The sequence below is a fragment of the Paraburkholderia azotifigens genome, assembly GCF_007995085.1.
GTDB classification, from domain to species: domain Bacteria; phylum Pseudomonadota; class Gammaproteobacteria; order Burkholderiales; family Burkholderiaceae; genus Paraburkholderia; species Paraburkholderia azotifigens.
This window is the reverse complement of the sequence record NZ_VOQS01000005.1, coordinates 620707-635992: the sequence shown is the minus strand read 5'-3', so window position 1 is coordinate 635992 and position 15286 is coordinate 620707. Positions and strand designations below refer to the sequence as shown.

Here is a 15286-nt window from a genome sequence, read left to right as displayed (position 1 = left end):
GGGTGTTACTCCTTCGTGATTTCGATGTGTTGATGCTGTTGAATCGGTCCCGTGCGCCCGATCGCGCCGCGCTCGTCGCGCTGGAATTCGCCCGCCTGAAGTTTGCGGCGCAGAATCTTGCCGACGGGCGACTTTGGAATGTCGTCGACGAAAACGTACTCGCGCGGTCGCTTGAAGTTGACGAGATCGGATGCGCGGCACCACGCATCGAGCGTCTCGCAATCGACGTAATCGCGCCGCTTGACGAACGCGACTACGCGTTGGCCCCAGCGCTCGTCCTTCACGCCCGCCACGGCCACTTCATCGACGCACGGATGCAGCGACAGCACCGACTCGATATCGACGGGAGAAATGTTTTCTCCGCCGCTGATGATCATGTCGTCGACGCGGCCCGTCACATAGAGATCGCCATCCGCGTCGAAGTAGCCGGTGTCGCCTGTAAAGTACCAGCCGTCGCGCAGCGATTTCGCATTTGCGTCGGGGCGGTTCCAGTAGCCTTCGAATGCTTCGTCGCCGAGCAGGTCCGCGACGATCTGGCCTTCTTCATGCACGGCAGCCACTTCGTCTGGCGAACGCGCATCGAGCTTCACGACCCGCAGACGCGTGTTGATGCCCGCGCGCCCGGCGCTGCCCGGCTTGAGCGTCGCGTGCTGATCGATGCTGAAGGTGTAGACCTCGGACGAGCCATAGTGGTTGACGAACAGCTCGGGTTCGAACGCCGTGGCAAGCCGCTTGAGCAAGCCGTCGCTCATCGGCGCGCCCGCGAATCCGAGCTTCGTCACCGACGTTGTATCCATGTGATCGAACGCCGGATCTGCGAGCAGATCGTGATAAAGCGTCGGCACGAGATAGAGGCACGTCAGCTTGTACTGCGCGATCGAATCGAGCGCGAGCCGCGCATTCCAGCGCCGCACGCAGACGAACAGGCCGTCGACGAGCGCCATCGAAAGCAGCGAGCGCACACCCATCGTGTGATAGAGCGGCATGACGCCGAGCGTGCGTTCGCCATGCCGATAGAGGTTCTGCGCGACGTGCGCCAATGCGGCGGCGCGTTCGTGCCGATGACGGCGCGGCACGCCCTTCGCCTTGCCCGTCGTGCCCGACGTGTACAGGATCAGCGAGCAATCGCCGGCATCGGCGGCCGGCGTCACGGTCGCGCCGCGTGCAGGCGCCAGCAGGGAATCGATCGTTGCGGTACGTCCGGGCGCATCGTCGAGCCCGACGCGCGGAACGTTCTGCGCGGCCGGGCTTTGCATCACGGCGTCCGCGCTGACCGGCTCGTAGACGATTGCCTTCACGCCTGCATTCGTCACGCAGTAGTCGAGTTCGTCGGGTTTCGCGCGCCAGTTGAGCGGCACCATCACGACGCCTGCGAACTGACAGGCCCAATGCAGCGTCGCCATTTCCCAGCGGTTTTGCAGCACCGCCAGCAAGCGGTCGCCGTGCCCGAGACCGAGTTCATGCAGGCCATGCACGGCATTCAGAATGACGCGGTGCCACTCCTCATATGTGACGCGGAACTCGCCGTCGACGAGCGCGAGCGCATGCGGGCTGCGTTCCACGCTTTGCAGAAACGTGCGGCCGAGATCAAGCATGCCCGGCCTCCGCGTTTTCGCACTCCTGCTTGCGCCGCGCCGCGCAATCGAGCACGGCGGCCACGATCGGCGTATAGCCCGTGCAGCGGCAGATGTGCCCCGACAGCATGTCGCGCACCTGTTCTTCCGTCGGATCGGGCACGCGTTGCAGGAAATCCGCACACGACATCAGCATGCCCGCCGTGCAGAATCCGCATTGCAACGCATGGTGACGCGAGAACGCCTGTTGCAGATCGCCGAGCGTCTGCGCGGGCGCAAGGCCTTCGACGGTATCGATGCGGCGGCCCTCTGCCTGCACCGCAAGCGTCAGGCACGAGCGCACGGCGACGCCATCCAGATGCACGGTGCACGCGCCGCACACGCCATGCTCGCAGCCAACATGCGTGCCCGTCGCGCCGAGTTCATGGCGCAAAAAATCCGACAGCAGTTCGCGGGTTTCGCAATAGCCGCTGCGTTCGCGCCCATTCAGCGTCAGCGTGACGGCGCACTGCTCGCCTTGCCGCATCACGTAGGGTGTGGTCTTGCTCACTTCGCCTCCTCGATCACGCGCCATCCGAGTTCTCGCACCAGATGACGGCGGTACTTCGCGCTGATATGCGCATCGTCCTGCGCGCCCAGTTTCCAGCTCAAATCGTTTAATGCGCCGCGCAGGTCGTTGCCTTGCAGACGCGGCCATATCTCGAGCTTCGGCCGGTCGGCGACGCCGCCGACTGCGATCCGGATCGCGTCGTCCGTCACCACGGCTGCGCATGCGACCATCGCGAAATCGCCGTGACGTGCCGAACATTCCGCGAAGCCAAAGCGCTCGCCTCGCTGTTTCAGCGGAAAGCGCACGGCTTCGACGATTTCATCGGGCTCGCGCGCCGTCATCAACATGCCTTGGAAGAACTCGCCGGCGGACAAGGTGCGCCGCTTCTTCTTCGAACGCAGCACGATGTCGCCGCCCAGCGCCGTCAGTACGAGCGGCAGTTCGGCGCTCGGGTCCGCGTGCGCAATCGAGCCGCACACGGTGCCGCGATTGCGGACCTGAAAGTGCGAGATATGCGGAAACGCCATCGCGAGCAACGGCACTTCGTCGCGCAGCGTGGGCCGCCATTCGACGCTGCCTTGCGTCGCCGCCGCGCTCACGACGAGCCGCCCCGTTTGCGTATCCGTATGGACCGCGTTCAATTCGCCCGTACGCGAGATGTCGACCAGCACGCGCGGCTGGGCGAGGCGCATGTTCAGCACGGCCATCAGCGACTGGCCGCCTGCCAGCACGCGTGCGTCCTCGCCTGTTTGCGCGAGCGCGTCGAGCGCGTCTTGCGTCGTCGTCGCGCGGATGTAGTCGAACGGTGCGGGCTTCATGCCGGCCTCCTGAAGCGCGCGAGAAACCGCCGAAAGAAGCGCATCGGCGCAGAACTGCCTGCCGCGCCGGGCTCGCCGCCCGCTGCGACGCGTCCAAGCGATTCGAACAGTTGCCGCAGCACGACCTTTGCCGCGCCTTCGAGCATGCGCCCGCCGACCGCCGCGACCTTGCCCGACACCTGCGCTTCATAGTCGTAGGTGAGGCGCGTGCCGTTTTCGGTCGGCACCAGTTCGACGAGCCCGTTGCCACGCGCGCTGCCGAGCGGCGACATGCCTGCGCCTTCGAGCCGCAGACGACGCGGCGCGTCGATATCCGACAACCCGATACGCGCTTCGAAACGCGCCTTGATCATGCCGACACCGACGGTCACATCGGCGCGATACTGGTTTTGCCCCGTCGCTTCGAGTTCGTGACAACCGGGGATCACTTTCGCGAGCGCGGCCGGATCGAGCAGCACGGCGAACACGGCTTCCGGCGTCGCGGGCAGATCGACGGTGCCTTGCGCCGTGAGCGCGCGGCCGCCGCCCGGCGCCGCTTTTTTCTCCGTCGCGGCTTCGCGATACTCGGGCCGCGACGGTTCGGGATCGTCGATGCCGACCAACGCCATCACCTTCGAAGGCGTAAGCGGCAAGCGGATATCGTCGATGCCCAATGCGTCGGCAACCGCGTTCGCGATGCATACAGGCGTGCTCATGTTGTTGCCTTCACCGAGGCCCTTTGCGCCGAGCGGCGTGAATGGCGACGGCGTCTCCAGATGCACGATGATCGGGTCGGGCACTTCGCAAGTGGTCGGCATCAGATAGTCGGCGAGCGTGCCCGACTGAAAACTGCCGTCCGCGCCGTAGCGGAATTCTTCGAGCAGCGCCGCGCCGAGACCTTGCGCGAACGCGCCGCGAATCTGGCCGTCGGCGAGCGCGGGGTTCAGCAGCGTGCCGGCATCGTGCGTCGTCACGTAGCGGTCGATGCGCACATGGCCTGTCGCGCGATCGATTTCCAGCGCGCACATGTCGAACGCAAAGCCATACGCCGCCGACGTATTGATGCGGTCGTTCTCGTCCGGTGCATCCATGTGAGGCGGCGACCAGAACACCGTCTCGCGCAAGCCAGGCTCTTCGCCTTCAGGCAACAGCGCGGGCGCCCAATGCGGCGCATTGCTTGCGGCACGGCCAAACGGCAGCGCGCGGTCCTGCGCTGCCTTCGGATAGACGCGGCCGCCTTCGAAGCACACATCTTCGGCCGCACAGCCGAACTGCTTCGCAACGATGCGCGCGAGCTTGTCGCGCACACGGGTCGCGGCAAGATGAACCGTGCCGGCAACGGCGCCCGCGAAGCGGCTCGAGTAGTTGCCCGACGCCACCGACCATGCATCCTTGTGCGTATCGAACTCGACGTTCACGACGATATCTTTCGGATCCAGCCCGAGCACATCCGCGACAACCTGCGCGCAGACGGTCATATGCCCTTGCCCTGCGGGCGTCGATGCGACCGTCACGACCACGCCGCCGAGCAGATCGACGCTCACGGTTGCGCTGGCAATCGCGCCGTTCTTCGGACCGGCCTTCTTGCGCGCTTCGGCGGGCATCACGGTCGTGATGTAGCCCATGTTCGACACGGAAGGCTCGACGATGGCCGCGAAGCCGATGCCGTAGATGCGCCCTTCGCTGCGCGCCGCGTCGCGGCGCTTCACCAGTTCGTCGTAGCCGCCTTGCGCGAGCCCGCGCCGCAACGCCTCCTGATAGTTGCCGGAATCGAGCAGCGCACCCGCTACCGCGCGATAAGGGAACGCATCGGCGGGCACGAAGTTGCGGCGATAGACGTCGAGTACATCGAGCTTCAGTTCGATCGCGATGCGCTGAATCAGACGTTCGAGCGCGAAGTACACCTGCGGTCCGCCGAAGCCGCGCACGAGCCCTGTCGGCGTCCTGTTCGTCAGCACCACGCGATTGCGCACGATGAGATTTGGAACGGCATACGCGCCCGTCAGACAGCCGTGCATCCGGTAGAACGTCGCGGGCTCCGGCGCGCGCACGTAGCCGCCGCAGTCTTCGATCTGATCGTAGGCGAGCGCCGTGATGCGCCCGTCGCCGTCGACGGCCGCCTCGATCGTCGACAGGCGTGCCGTCGCCGACGTCGCCGCGCTCAGATGCTCGAGCCGGTCTTCGACCCACTTCACAGGCGCCCCGGCCTTGCGCGACGCGAGGCACATCATCACCACGTACGGAAATACCGCCTGCTTCACGCCGAAGCTGCCGCCGGAATCGCGCGGCGCCTTGTGACGCAGGCGGTTTGCGGGCACGTTCAGCGCCATCGCCATGACCGCATGCAGCGAGAACGGGCCCATGAAGTTCGACGTGACATCGTAGCCTTCATCGCCCGACAGATATTCGGCGATCACCACGCCGCACTCGATCGGCGCGCACGAGTTGCGCGGATAATGCGTGACGATCTTCACGCGATGCGGCGCGCTTTCGAACGCGGCTTCTGGCTCGCCATAACGGAAATGCCGGTCGCTAATCACGTTCGTGCCGACGCGTTCGTGCAGAACGGGCGCATCGTCTTGCATCGACTGTTCGATCGTCGTCACGGGATCGAGAATCCGGTAATCGGCCTTGATGAGGTCGAGCGCGTCTTCGGCGAGCGCGCGCGATTCCGCCATCACCACGGCGACCGGCTCGCCGACATAGCGCACGCGGTCCATCGCGAGCGCCCATTGCTCCATCGGCGACTTCACGCCGACAACGAAGGGTCGCGACCACGGGCGCAGATCGTCGCGCGTCAACACCGCGCGCACGCCGCGCAGCTTCAATGCGCCGCTTACATCGAGCGAAACGAGTTCGGCATGCGCATGCGGCGAACGCAGCACAGCCGCGTGCAGCGTGCCCGGCTTGACGCCGATGTCGTCGCCATAGCGACCGCGCCCCGTCAGGATCGCTGGATCTTCGAGACGTTGCATCGGACGTCCGACGTGCTTCGATGCTCGCGGCTGCGACGGTTCGTTTGCCGGCGCGGCTGCATCGGTTTCTGCGAGGTTCGTTTCGCGCTGGTTCATCGAAGCGCTCCCTCCTCGTCGCGACGCATCGCCATCGCGTCGCCAAGGCCGCTCCAACGTTTTGCGATCTCGCGATGCTCGATGGCGAACAGATCCAGAATGCGTCCGACCGTGTGATCGACGACGTCTTCGATCGTCTTCGGATGCGCGTAGAACGCGGGCACGGGCGGCATCACGATTGCGCCCATTTCGGTTGCCTGCGTCATGTTGCGAAGATGCGCGAGGTTGAGCGGCGTCTCGCGCGCGACGAGCACGAGGCGGCGGCGCTCCTTCAACATCACGTCGGCCGCGCGCGTCAGCAGGTTGTCCGCGAAGCCGTTGGCGATTCCCGCCAGCGTTTTCATCGAGCACGGCACGATCACCATGCCCGCCGTGAGAAACGAGCCACTGGCCACCGCTGCGCCGATATCGCGCACGTTGTGCACCACGTCGGCCATGCCGTCGAGATCGCTGCGCGTCAGTCCCAGTTCCTGCGCCGCCGTCAACGCGCCCGACTGCGACACGATCAGATGCGTCTCGTGCGTGTCGAGGCGGCGCAGCGCGGCGAGCAAGCGCACGCCGATCATCGCGCCGCTCGCGCCGGAAATGCCGACGACGATGCGCGGCTTGCGCACAGCATGCTCAGTCATGGCGCGCACCGCCCAGCCACGCGTCGAACGCGGTGTTGTCCGTGGCGACGAGTGCGTCGAGATCGACCTCGTCTTCACCGGGAATGCGCACGCGCGTGAACACATGCGCCGGATACGCGACGGGCCGCGTCGCGTCGATTCCCATCTTTGCGCTGACGCCCTGCAGATGCGGCGGCGCGTCGTCGGGCTGGCCCACCGTCGTCGACGGATCGAGCGGCGAGCCTTGCGCGCCTTCGATCACGACGAGATCGCGATCTGCCTGGAAGCGCGTCGCGACCGCCCATTCGATTTCGGCGGGATCGTGCACGTCCACGTCCATATCGACGACGACCACCTGCTTGATGTCGTAGTGCGCGCCGAATGCGCAGAGAATCACGTTCTTCGCTTCGCCTTCGCGCTTCTTGTCGAACTGGACCCACAGGTGATAGCGGCACACGCCGCCGACGGAAAGATGCACGTCCTTCACGCCGGGATGGCTGCGTTGCAGATGCGCGAGCAAGGTCGCTTCGCGCGGAATCGCGCCGAGCAGCAGATGCTCCATTTCGGCGGGCACGATCGTATGAAAGATGGGGTTGTGCCGATGCGTGACGGCCGTGACCTCGATCACCTCGCGTGCTTCCCGCGCGCTGTAGTACTTCGGGAATTCGCCGAACGGGCCTTCGGGTTCGCGCACGTTGGGCAGAATGCGCCCTTCGATCACGATCTCCGCGAACGCGGGCACGTGCACGCCGTTCGTCACGCACTGCGCAACGGGCAGCGGCGCGCCCTGCAATGCGCCCGCGATTTCGAGTTCGTCGTTGTCGATCGGCGTGATGGCTTGCGACGCGAGCATCGTCAGCGGATCGACGCCGATGGCGATGGCAACGTCGAGCGCATCGCCGGCGGCTTCAGCGGCCTTCTGGAACGCGTGCAGATGGCGCGGCAGCAGCAGGATGGCCATGCGGTCGCGGCCATGCACCTGAATGCGGTTGATCGATACGTTCTGCACGCCCGTGCGCGGATTGCGCGCGATCACGAGGCCTGCCGTGATGTACGGACCGTTGTCGTGCTCGCTATGTGTCGGGATGGGCAGCTGCGCGTGCAGGTCGATCCCGTTGGTATGTACGACCTGCTGGCAGACGGCCGAACGGCTGGCGACGAGTTGCGACGCGACGGGTGCATCGGCGGCGGCGCGAAAGCGCGCGAGCAAATCACATTCCTCGACGCCCATCGCCTCCGCGATCCACGCGCGCTTCGACATGAAGCCGCTGACGACGGGTATCGCGTGCTGGCCGGCTCGTGTGAAGAATGCCGCCTGTGTGCCATCGAGCCGCTTCGCGACAGCGGCCAGTTCGTGTTCGAGGGCGACGCGCTTGTCGATCGTCGCGAGACGGCCTGTGCGGGCGAGATGCGCGAGCCAGCCGCGCAGCGTCAGCGCGCCCGAGGGCTCGGCCCATTCGCGGACTGCCTGGAAAACGGAATCGGTAGGGGAACCTGAAAAGGCGCCGCTGGTTGCGGCGTCGCGAGTATTCATCTGCGTCTCCATCTATGCCGCCTCTTCGCTGCCCGCTTATGCGGATCGAGAGGATATGGAGGCAAGCGTAGCCAGATCGCGGTATAAGTTCTAATACTGATTTTTGATGCTTTGGATCATCGTTGCTGATATCCGTGTTAGCCCCGATGACGTTCTGCTTACAGGGCGATATCACTACACACGCTGGCTCCCGCCTCTGCGCAACGGCCGCCGGGCAAGCCTTTCGGCGCGGCTTGACGGTGTGACGTGATGAACCGGATGCACGCCATTAGCCGCCGTGATAACCCGCTTTCCGAATCGCCGCATCATGGACCTCAAGCAAATCCAGTATTTCATCGCACTGTTCGAAGACGGATCGGTAACGCGCGCAGCGAAGCGGCTCAACATCGTGCAGCCCGCGCTCAGCATGCAGATCGCCAAACTGGAAGAGGAACTGCATCAGCAGCTGTTCGAGCGCGGCGCGCACGGCATGGCGCCGACGGCCGCGGGCCGCCTGATGTACCGGCTGTTTTTGCCTATCATGCGCGACCTCGCGCACGCGCGGCAGCAGCTCGTGCAGCGCGACGAGGTGGTTACAGGGCACGTGACCATCGGACTGATCGCATCGGTCACGGAGAGCGTGCTGGCCGATTCGCTGTCGCGCTTCCATGCGCGCTATCCGCACGTCGAAGTGACGGTCGCCGACGGCTACAGCGCGACGTTCATCGACTGGGTGGCGGGCGGGCAGCTCGATGCCGCGCTGATCAACAAGCCGCGTGCGCGTCTGTCGCTCGACTCCCAGCCGCTGCACGACGAGGAGATGGTGCTCGCAACGAGCGCCACGCACGGTCCCGACCTGCCTCATTCGATCGAGCTTGCGCACTTACCCGAACTCGAACTCGTGTTGCCCACCAAGCGCCATGGTTTGCGCGGCGTACTCGATACGGCGGCACAGCATGAAGACGTGATGCTCGCGCCGCGCTTCGAGATCGACGTGCTGTCGACCATCGTCGCGCTCGTCGAAAAGACACGCTTTGCGACGATCCTGCCGCGCATCGTGGTTGGACGCGCGGTGCGCGAGGGAACCTTGCGCGCGCATCCCATCCTCGCGCCGCGCATCGTGCGGCATATCGTGCGCGTGAGCCATCCGCGCCGCCCCCTCAGCGCGGCCGCCGAAGCGCTGATCGCGATCATCGCCGACGAACTGCGGCAGGTCTCGACTGCTGCCGATATCAACGTGCCACCCGTGTCCAGGGAATCCGCAGTGTAAAGCTCGCGGCTCGGGATCGAGCGTTGCCGCGGGCATCAATCCGCGCCGACAGGGTTCGTGGTCCACACACCCGCCTCGAGCGTCAATTGCTCCAGAAACGCCTGCTGCATGGGCGTGCCGAGCCACTGCGTTCTGATCGTATAACCAACCGTGCGCTCTGCTTCCGGCGTCTGAAGTTCCAGCGCAACCATCTCGCTGGCGGGATACGCTTCGAGAATCTGCGAGCGCGACAGCAGCGTGATGCAGTCGCTTTCTACCAGCATGGCCGTCATCATCGGCAGCGAACTGGTCTCGACCACGAGCGGCGGATCGCCCGGCAGGCGCGCGAGAATCGAGTCGATCACTGCGCGACGCGGCACATTCCGTTGCGGCACCACCCAGTCGAACGCCGCGAGATCGCGGGCAGCGATCGTCTTCTTGCCTGCCAGCCGGTGCCCCTTTCTGACCGCGATCACATAAGGATCGGAAAACAGCTCGATTTCCCGCTCGGAACCCGCGAGGCGAGGCACCCTCAGCGCGCCTATGATCACGTCGATGTTGCCGAAACGCAGCTCCCGTAACAGCCGGGCGTGAGAGCCTTCGTCGACCGTCACCTTCGCATTCGGGTACTGGCGGCGCAGCCGCTGGATCGTGCGCGCGACGAAACGCGGCGCGAGCATGGGCAGCACGCCGAGCGAAATCCGTCCCGTCATCTGTCCGCGTGCATGCGCGAGATCTTCGCGGGCCTGCGCGATCTCGTACATCGCGAGGCTCAGGCAGCGCGCGAACTCGACGCCCGCCGGGTTCGCCGACACGCTGTGCACGCGCCGCCGGTAGAGCGTCGCGCCGACCGTCTGCTCGATCTGACGCGCCGCGCGATGCACGGCCGGTTGCGAAATGCCGAGCTGCTGCGCCGCCTCCGCCGCCGAGCCGCACTGGGCAATCGCAATGTGGCAGCGCACCTGCGAATCCGTCAAATGACGGCAGATATTGCCGATGTTCTTCGTGTGCGGCCCGTCGTTGCCGATCGCATCGCTGACAGCCCGCTCCATCTGATCGAGCATGCGCCGCACACGGCGATGCAGGATCTCGCCCTCAGCGGTCAGCTCGCTGCCGCCATAGCCGCGCTCGAACAGCGCCCCGCCGAAGCTGGCTTCGAGTTTGCTGATGGCGAGGCTGACGGCAGGCTGCGTGCGCCCTGCGCGGGCCGCCGCAAGGCCGATGCCGCCCGTTTCGCAGACGGCATCGAACAGAAACAGACGCCGCAGACGTGCGAGATCGTCGTCGCGTTCCAGTCCCGTGTCGGTCGACATGACTCGTCAAAAAGCCTCTGTGAAAACCCCTAGCTTAACGAAAATTTATGCCAAAGGGTGTACTTCATATTGAGGGCTTCAGCGGGTCCGCGCTTACAGTGACGGCAATCCGATCAAGATGTCTTTCAGCCAGGAGCCGTTCATGTCTGTCGTCGTCGACACACACACCCATGCAATTTCCCCGGATAAACAACGATATCCTCTCGCGCCCGTTGGTGGCCATCAATCGGAATGGTCGGCGAAGCGCCCTGTCAGTTTCGAAGGGCTCCTTGCAGCGATGGACGAAGCGGGCATTGCACGCGCCGTCGTCGTGCAGGCATCGACGGTGTATGGCAATGACAATAGTTATGTGGTCGAAGCCGTGCGCAATCATCCCGACCGCTTCGCAGGCGTGTTTTCGATCGACGTGCTGGCCAAAGATGCCGTCTCGCAGATGCAACGCTGGCTCGATGCAGGTCTGAGCGGTCTGCGTCTCTTCACGACGGGCAGCACGATGCCCGGCCAGGCCGGCTGGCTGGACGACGAGCGCTCGTTTCCCGTCTGGGACTATGCGCAGAAGCACGACGTATCGATCTGTCTGCAGATGACTGCACAGGGCATTCCCGCGTTGCTGAACATGTTGTCGCGCTTTCCCGATGTGCGCGTGCTGCTCGATCACCTCGCGCGTCCTGAACTGGCGGGTGGTCCGCCGTACGAGGCCGCCGCGCCGCTGTTCAGTCTCGCATCGCATCGCGGCGTGTATCTGAAGCTGACCAATCGCACGATCGCCGAAGCGTCGCGCGGCGCATCGACGCCGGGTGCGTTCTTTCCCCGGGTGCTCGATGCATTCGGCGCAGATCGAATCGCATGGGGCTCGAATTTCCCCGCAGCCGAAGGCGCGCTGCCGCAATTGCTCGCGGATGCGCGCGACAGTCTTTCGATGCTGCCCGCCGGCGCGCGCCAAGCTATCTTCGGCGACACGGCACGCACGCTCTACCCCGCACTCGCGGCGGGACAGTAACGACGGAAGCCACCGGGGAAACCAGCACATGAGCATCGCAAACCACCCGCTGCGCCTGAAAACCGCGCTGATGACGTATCCGCATACGCGCGCGCTGAAATCGGGCGAATTGACGAATCCCGCCATCGAACTCGCGTTCGAGGACGTCGAGCCGATTCATCGAGCCTTCGCGCCGATGGCGCGCAAGCAGGCGTTCGACGTCAGCGAACTGGCCATCGTGACGTATCTGCAGGCCAAGGCGTACGGCAAGCCTGTCGTGCTGCTGCCTGCCGTCGTCGCCGCACGCTTTCAGCAGAAGTGCATTATTTATAATGCGCGACATGGCCGGCTGCGCGTCGGCGATCTCGAAGGCAAGCGGATCGGCGTGCGTGCGTATTCGCAAACGACAGGCATGTGGGTGCGCGCGATTCTCGCGCAGACGTATGGCGTGCCCATCGACAGGATCGAATGGGTTACGTTCGAAGGCGCGCATCTGGATGAATACCGCGAGCCGTCGTTCGTCCGGCGTGCACAGCCTGGCGAATCGCTATTGCCCATGCTGCGCGCAGGCGAACTCGATGCCGCCATCCTCGGCAACGATCTGCCTGACGAGGAAGGACTTGTGCCGCTGATCGAAGATGCAGCGGCCGCCGATCGCGCGTGGTATGGCATCCACGCGTATGTACCCGTCAATCATGTCGTCGTGGTCACGAAGGCGCTGGCCGAACAGCATCCCGAGGCCGTCCGCGCCGTGTACGACCTGCTGCTGCGAGCCAAACAGTCGGTGGCGCATGAACGCGATGCGGGTGCGCCCGATCCGCTGCTGTTCGGCATCGACGCGTTGCGCGGTCCGCTCGAAGAGACGCTCGCGTTCTGTGAAAGCCAGCAACTCTTGCCGCGCAAACTGAGCGTCGACGAAATTTTCGCGGACTGTCTCGACATACTCGGCGATGCCGCACGCTAGTCCGGCACACGACGCTTCAACCACTCAAGCGAATCCATATTCGCCGCTGTTCCAGAAGGAGACATCATGAGCTTGCCCGGCAAGGCCGCATCGAAACCCCGGGGACGCCAGCCGTTCTATCGCGACCTGTCTTTCCAGGTACTCGCCGGCATGGCGCTCGGCGTCGCCGTCGGCTACTGGTTCCCGACGTTCGGCATCAACCTGCAGCCGGTCGGCGATGCGTTCATCCGTGTCATCCAGATGCTGATCGGGCCCATCATCTTCTGTACCGTGTGCAGCGGCATCGCCGGGGTCAACGACTTCAAGAAGGTGGGCCGCGTCGCCATCAAGGCGCTGTTCTATTTCGAGGTCGTGACCTCCCTCGCACTCGTGCTCGGACTGGTCGTCATCAACGTGCTGAAACCCGGCGTCGGCATGAATGTCGATATGCATGGCATGCATTCGTCAGCCGTCGATGCGTATGTCGCGAAGGCGCATCACGTCGTCACGACCAGCGAGTTTCTGCTGAACGTGATTCCTCATACGGCCATCAGCGCGTTCGCGGGCGGCGACGTGTTGCAAGTGCTCTTCTTCTCGGTGCTATTCGCGTTTGGGCTGGCGGCAATCGGCGAGCGGGCGCGCCCGGCGATGGATATGATCGATTCGGTATCGGGCGCGCTCTTCTGGATCATCGGGCTGACGATGAAGATCGCTCCGCTTGCGGCGTTCGGCGCGATCGCCTTCACCGTGAGCAAGTTCGGCTTCGGCACGCTGATCTCGCTTGGCAAGCTGATCCTCGAGTTCTATCTGACGTGCGCGCTCTTCATTCTGCTGATTCTGTGGCCGATTGCGAAGGTGAACGGTTTCAGCCTGTTGCGGCTAATGCGCTATATCGGCGCGGAATTGCTGCTCGTGATCGGCACCAGTTCGTCCGAGACCGTCTTTCCGCAACTGATCGACAAGCTCGAACGCCTCGGCTGCGAGAAGTCCGTCGTCGGCCTCGTGCTTCCGACCGCGTACACGTTCAATCACGACGGCACGTGCCTGTATTTCGCCGCTGCCGCCGTGTTTCTCGCACAGGCTACCAACACGCCAATGACGTGGCACGATCAGCTGGTGCTGCTTGCCGTACTGCTGCTGACGTCGAAGGGTGCGGCGGGCGTATCGGGCGCTGCCATCGCCGTGCTCGCCGCGACACTCGCGGCATCGAACACGATTCCCGTCGAATCGATCGCGCTGATTCTCGGCATCCACAAGGCTCTGTCCAGCGCCTTTGTATTCACGAATATCGTCGGCAACAGCGTCGCGACGATCGTGGTCGCGAACTGGGAGAAGGCGCTCGACCGCACGGCGCTGCGTAGCGAGCTGAAAACCGGCTTTAGACCCGCCGATACGTCGATGGGTGTGCTCAAACAATCGGGTGGCACTTCTGCAGGAAGCTGAATTCGCGCGGACGGCGCAATTGCTCGCGCCGTCCGTTCATGTTCATCCACTCAAGCATATTCATTGATTAGCTATCCGTAATATTTAAAAGCGTCAAACATAATGGCGGAAATCGTCAGATCAGGTGAAAGATTCCGTCACTCAACGATAAAACATCAAAGACAGGAGACAGCTGTGAGAAGCAAGTGGAAGAATCGCATCGGACTGGGACTGGGTGTATCGACGACGATCGGCATGCTCGCGACGACGATCGGCATGCTCGCGACGACACCCGTGCATGCGCAATCGAGCGTACAGCTTTACGGTACCGTCGACGGCGGCGTGCGTCACCAGACCAATGCGGCCGCCGGGGGCGGTTCGGTTACGACGATGAATTCGAACGGCTACTACAGTTCGAACAAGCTGGACTTCCGCGCGAAAGAAGATCTTGGCGACGGATGGAATGCGCACTTTCTGCTCGAGAGCGGTTTCAATCTCGGAAACGGCCAGTTCGATAACACGACAGGCACGGAGTTCAACCGGCAGTCGTTCGTGGGCATCGGTCACAAAACATATGGCTCGTTCGATCTTGGGCGTCAGTACACGATCGCGCACGACATCATCGGTTTCTATGATCCGTACGGCTTCCACTTCACGCCGATCATCCCTTTGACAGTGGCATCGAACGGCACGCGCAACAACAACGACGTGAAGTACAAGAACAACTTCGGACCGGTGCTCCTGGAAGTGGACAACTCGTTCGGCGGCGTGGCGGGCGACTTCAGCAGCGGCGCAGCGCGTTCGGTCGGCCTGAACTATGCGACGGGCCCCATCGGTATCGGCGGCGTCTATGGGCATCGTAACCTGCTCGTCGGCAAGTCCTATGTCGGCGACAGCTACTACATGGTCGGCGCGAGTTACCAGCTTGGTCCCGTTCGTCTATCGGGCGGCTTCATGTCGGAGGACCAGGAGAATCAGGGTGCGCCGCATACGGTCACGAACAACGGCTTCGGCGGCATTGCATGGACCGTGACGCCTTACCTTGTGTTTCGCGGCGCGTACTACCAGACTAATGTGTCCACCGACAAATCCGGGCGACGCGGGCTGTCCGTGCTGTCGCTCGCCTACCTGCTGTCCAAACGCACCACCCTCTATGCCGAAGGCGACTACACGTCATACCGGCACGCGGTGGTCAGCACGTTAAACCCGGCCGGCGCATCGAGCCAGACCGCCGTGACGGTCGGCATCAACCATCTGTTCTAACGCG

The 15286-nt window shown here is 64.0% G+C and carries 12 protein-coding genes; 5 read left to right on the top strand and 7 right to left on the bottom strand.

Going from position 1 to position 15286, the window contains the following annotated elements:
• Positions 1–5: 5 nt before the first annotated feature.
• Genes FRZ40_RS34710 through FRZ40_RS34685 form a run of 6 tightly spaced genes read right to left on the bottom strand, consistent with a single transcriptional unit; the run spans position 6 to position 8134 of the window.
• Positions 6–1595, bottom strand: coding sequence for an AMP-binding protein (locus FRZ40_RS34710; protein ID WP_028368362.1), 1590 nt, complete (start codon positions 1593–1595; stop codon positions 6–8).
• Positions 1588–2100, bottom strand: coding sequence for a (2Fe-2S)-binding protein (locus tag FRZ40_RS34705; RefSeq protein ID WP_420873939.1), 513 nt, complete (start codon positions 2098–2100; stop codon positions 1588–1590). The genes FRZ40_RS34710 and FRZ40_RS34705 overlap by 8 nt, the downstream gene beginning before the upstream one ends.
• A gap of 20 nt (positions 2101–2120) precedes the next feature.
• Entirely contained in the window at positions 2121–2942 is an 822-nt protein-coding gene (locus tag FRZ40_RS34700; RefSeq protein ID WP_028368364.1) for an FAD binding domain-containing protein, read from the bottom strand.
• Entirely contained in the window at positions 2939–5992 is a 3054-nt protein-coding gene (locus FRZ40_RS34695; protein ID WP_147237210.1) for a xanthine dehydrogenase family protein molybdopterin-binding subunit, read from the bottom strand. The genes FRZ40_RS34700 and FRZ40_RS34695 overlap by 4 nt, the downstream gene beginning before the upstream one ends.
• Positions 5989–6621 carry a UbiX family flavin prenyltransferase gene (locus FRZ40_RS34690; protein ID WP_147237209.1) on the bottom strand — a complete coding sequence of 211 codons (633 nt, stop codon included), beginning with the start codon at positions 6619–6621 and terminating at the stop codon, positions 5989–5991. Before FRZ40_RS34690 ends, FRZ40_RS34695 begins: the two co-directional genes overlap by 4 nt.
• Entirely contained in the window at positions 6614–8134 is a 1521-nt protein-coding gene (locus FRZ40_RS34685) for a UbiD family decarboxylase (protein WP_147237208.1), read from the bottom strand. The genes FRZ40_RS34690 and FRZ40_RS34685 overlap by 8 nt, the downstream gene beginning before the upstream one ends.
• A 307-nt stretch (positions 8135–8441) precedes the next feature.
• Here FRZ40_RS34685 and FRZ40_RS34680 point away from each other — a divergent pair, with 307 nt between their 5' ends.
• Positions 8442–9383 (top strand): LysR family transcriptional regulator, encoded by a 942-nt coding sequence (locus tag FRZ40_RS34680; protein WP_147237207.1) that lies wholly within the window; start codon positions 8442–8444, stop codon positions 9381–9383.
• Between the two features lie 35 nt (positions 9384–9418).
• On the opposite strand, the gene FRZ40_RS34675 is transcribed toward FRZ40_RS34680, so the two are convergent.
• Entirely contained in the window at positions 9419–10675 is a 1257-nt protein-coding gene (locus tag FRZ40_RS34675; protein ID WP_147237206.1) for a LysR family transcriptional regulator, read from the bottom strand.
• Positions 10676–10817: 142 nt separating this feature from the next.
• Here FRZ40_RS34675 and FRZ40_RS34670 point away from each other — a divergent pair, with 142 nt between their 5' ends.
• From FRZ40_RS34670 to FRZ40_RS34655, 4 genes are all read left to right on the top strand, one after another.
• On the top strand, positions 10818–11675 hold the full coding sequence (locus FRZ40_RS34670; protein ID WP_028368369.1) for an amidohydrolase family protein: 858 nt from the start codon (positions 10818–10820) through the stop codon (positions 11673–11675).
• A gap of 28 nt (positions 11676–11703) precedes the next feature.
• Positions 11704–12618, top strand: a complete 915-nt coding sequence (locus tag FRZ40_RS34665) for a substrate-binding domain-containing protein (protein ID WP_147237205.1) — start codon at positions 11704–11706, stop codon at positions 12616–12618.
• A gap of 66 nt (positions 12619–12684) precedes the next feature.
• The gene (gene dctA, locus FRZ40_RS34660; RefSeq protein ID WP_028368371.1) at positions 12685–14040 is read left to right on the top strand and encodes a C4-dicarboxylate transporter DctA; all 1356 of its coding nucleotides are present in this window, start codon (positions 12685–12687) and stop codon (positions 14038–14040) included.
• Positions 14041–14214: 174 nt separating this feature from the next.
• Positions 14215–15282: a porin gene (locus FRZ40_RS34655; RefSeq protein WP_147237204.1), complete on the top strand. Its 1068-nt coding sequence runs from the start codon at positions 14215–14217 to the stop codon at positions 15280–15282.
• Positions 15283–15286: the final 4 nt, after the last annotated feature.

Excerpts from the sequence above, each read along its gene's own strand:
- FRZ40_RS34695 (WP_147237210.1), bottom strand. The coding sequence starts at position 5,992 with ATGAACCAGCGCGAAACGAACCTCGCAGAAACCGATGCAGCCGCGCCG.
- FRZ40_RS34670 (WP_028368369.1), top strand. The coding sequence starts at position 10,818 with ATGTCTGTCGTCGTCGACACACACACCCATGCAATTTCCCCGGATAAA.
- FRZ40_RS34710 (WP_028368362.1), bottom strand. The coding sequence starts at position 1,595 with ATGCTTGATCTCGGCCGCACGTTTCTGCAAAGCGTGGAACGCAGCCCG.
- FRZ40_RS34690 (WP_147237209.1), bottom strand. The coding sequence starts at position 6,621 with ATGACTGAGCATGCTGTGCGCAAGCCGCGCATCGTCGTCGGCATTTCC.
- FRZ40_RS34665 (WP_147237205.1), top strand. The coding sequence starts at position 11,704 with ATGAGCATCGCAAACCACCCGCTGCGCCTGAAAACCGCGCTGATGACG.
- FRZ40_RS34685 (WP_147237208.1), bottom strand. The coding sequence starts at position 8,134 with ATGAATACTCGCGACGCCGCAACCAGCGGCGCCTTTTCAGGTTCCCCT.
- FRZ40_RS34700 (WP_028368364.1), bottom strand. The coding sequence starts at position 2,942 with ATGAAGCCCGCACCGTTCGACTACATCCGCGCGACGACGACGCAAGAC.
- FRZ40_RS34705 (WP_420873939.1), bottom strand. The coding sequence starts at position 2,100 with ATGCGGCAAGGCGAGCAGTGCGCCGTCACGCTGACGCTGAATGGGCGC.
- FRZ40_RS34680 (WP_147237207.1), top strand. The coding sequence starts at position 8,442 with ATGGACCTCAAGCAAATCCAGTATTTCATCGCACTGTTCGAAGACGGA.
- FRZ40_RS34675 (WP_147237206.1), bottom strand. The coding sequence starts at position 10,675 with ATGTCGACCGACACGGGACTGGAACGCGACGACGATCTCGCACGTCTG.
- dctA (WP_028368371.1), top strand. The coding sequence starts at position 12,685 with ATGAGCTTGCCCGGCAAGGCCGCATCGAAACCCCGGGGACGCCAGCCG.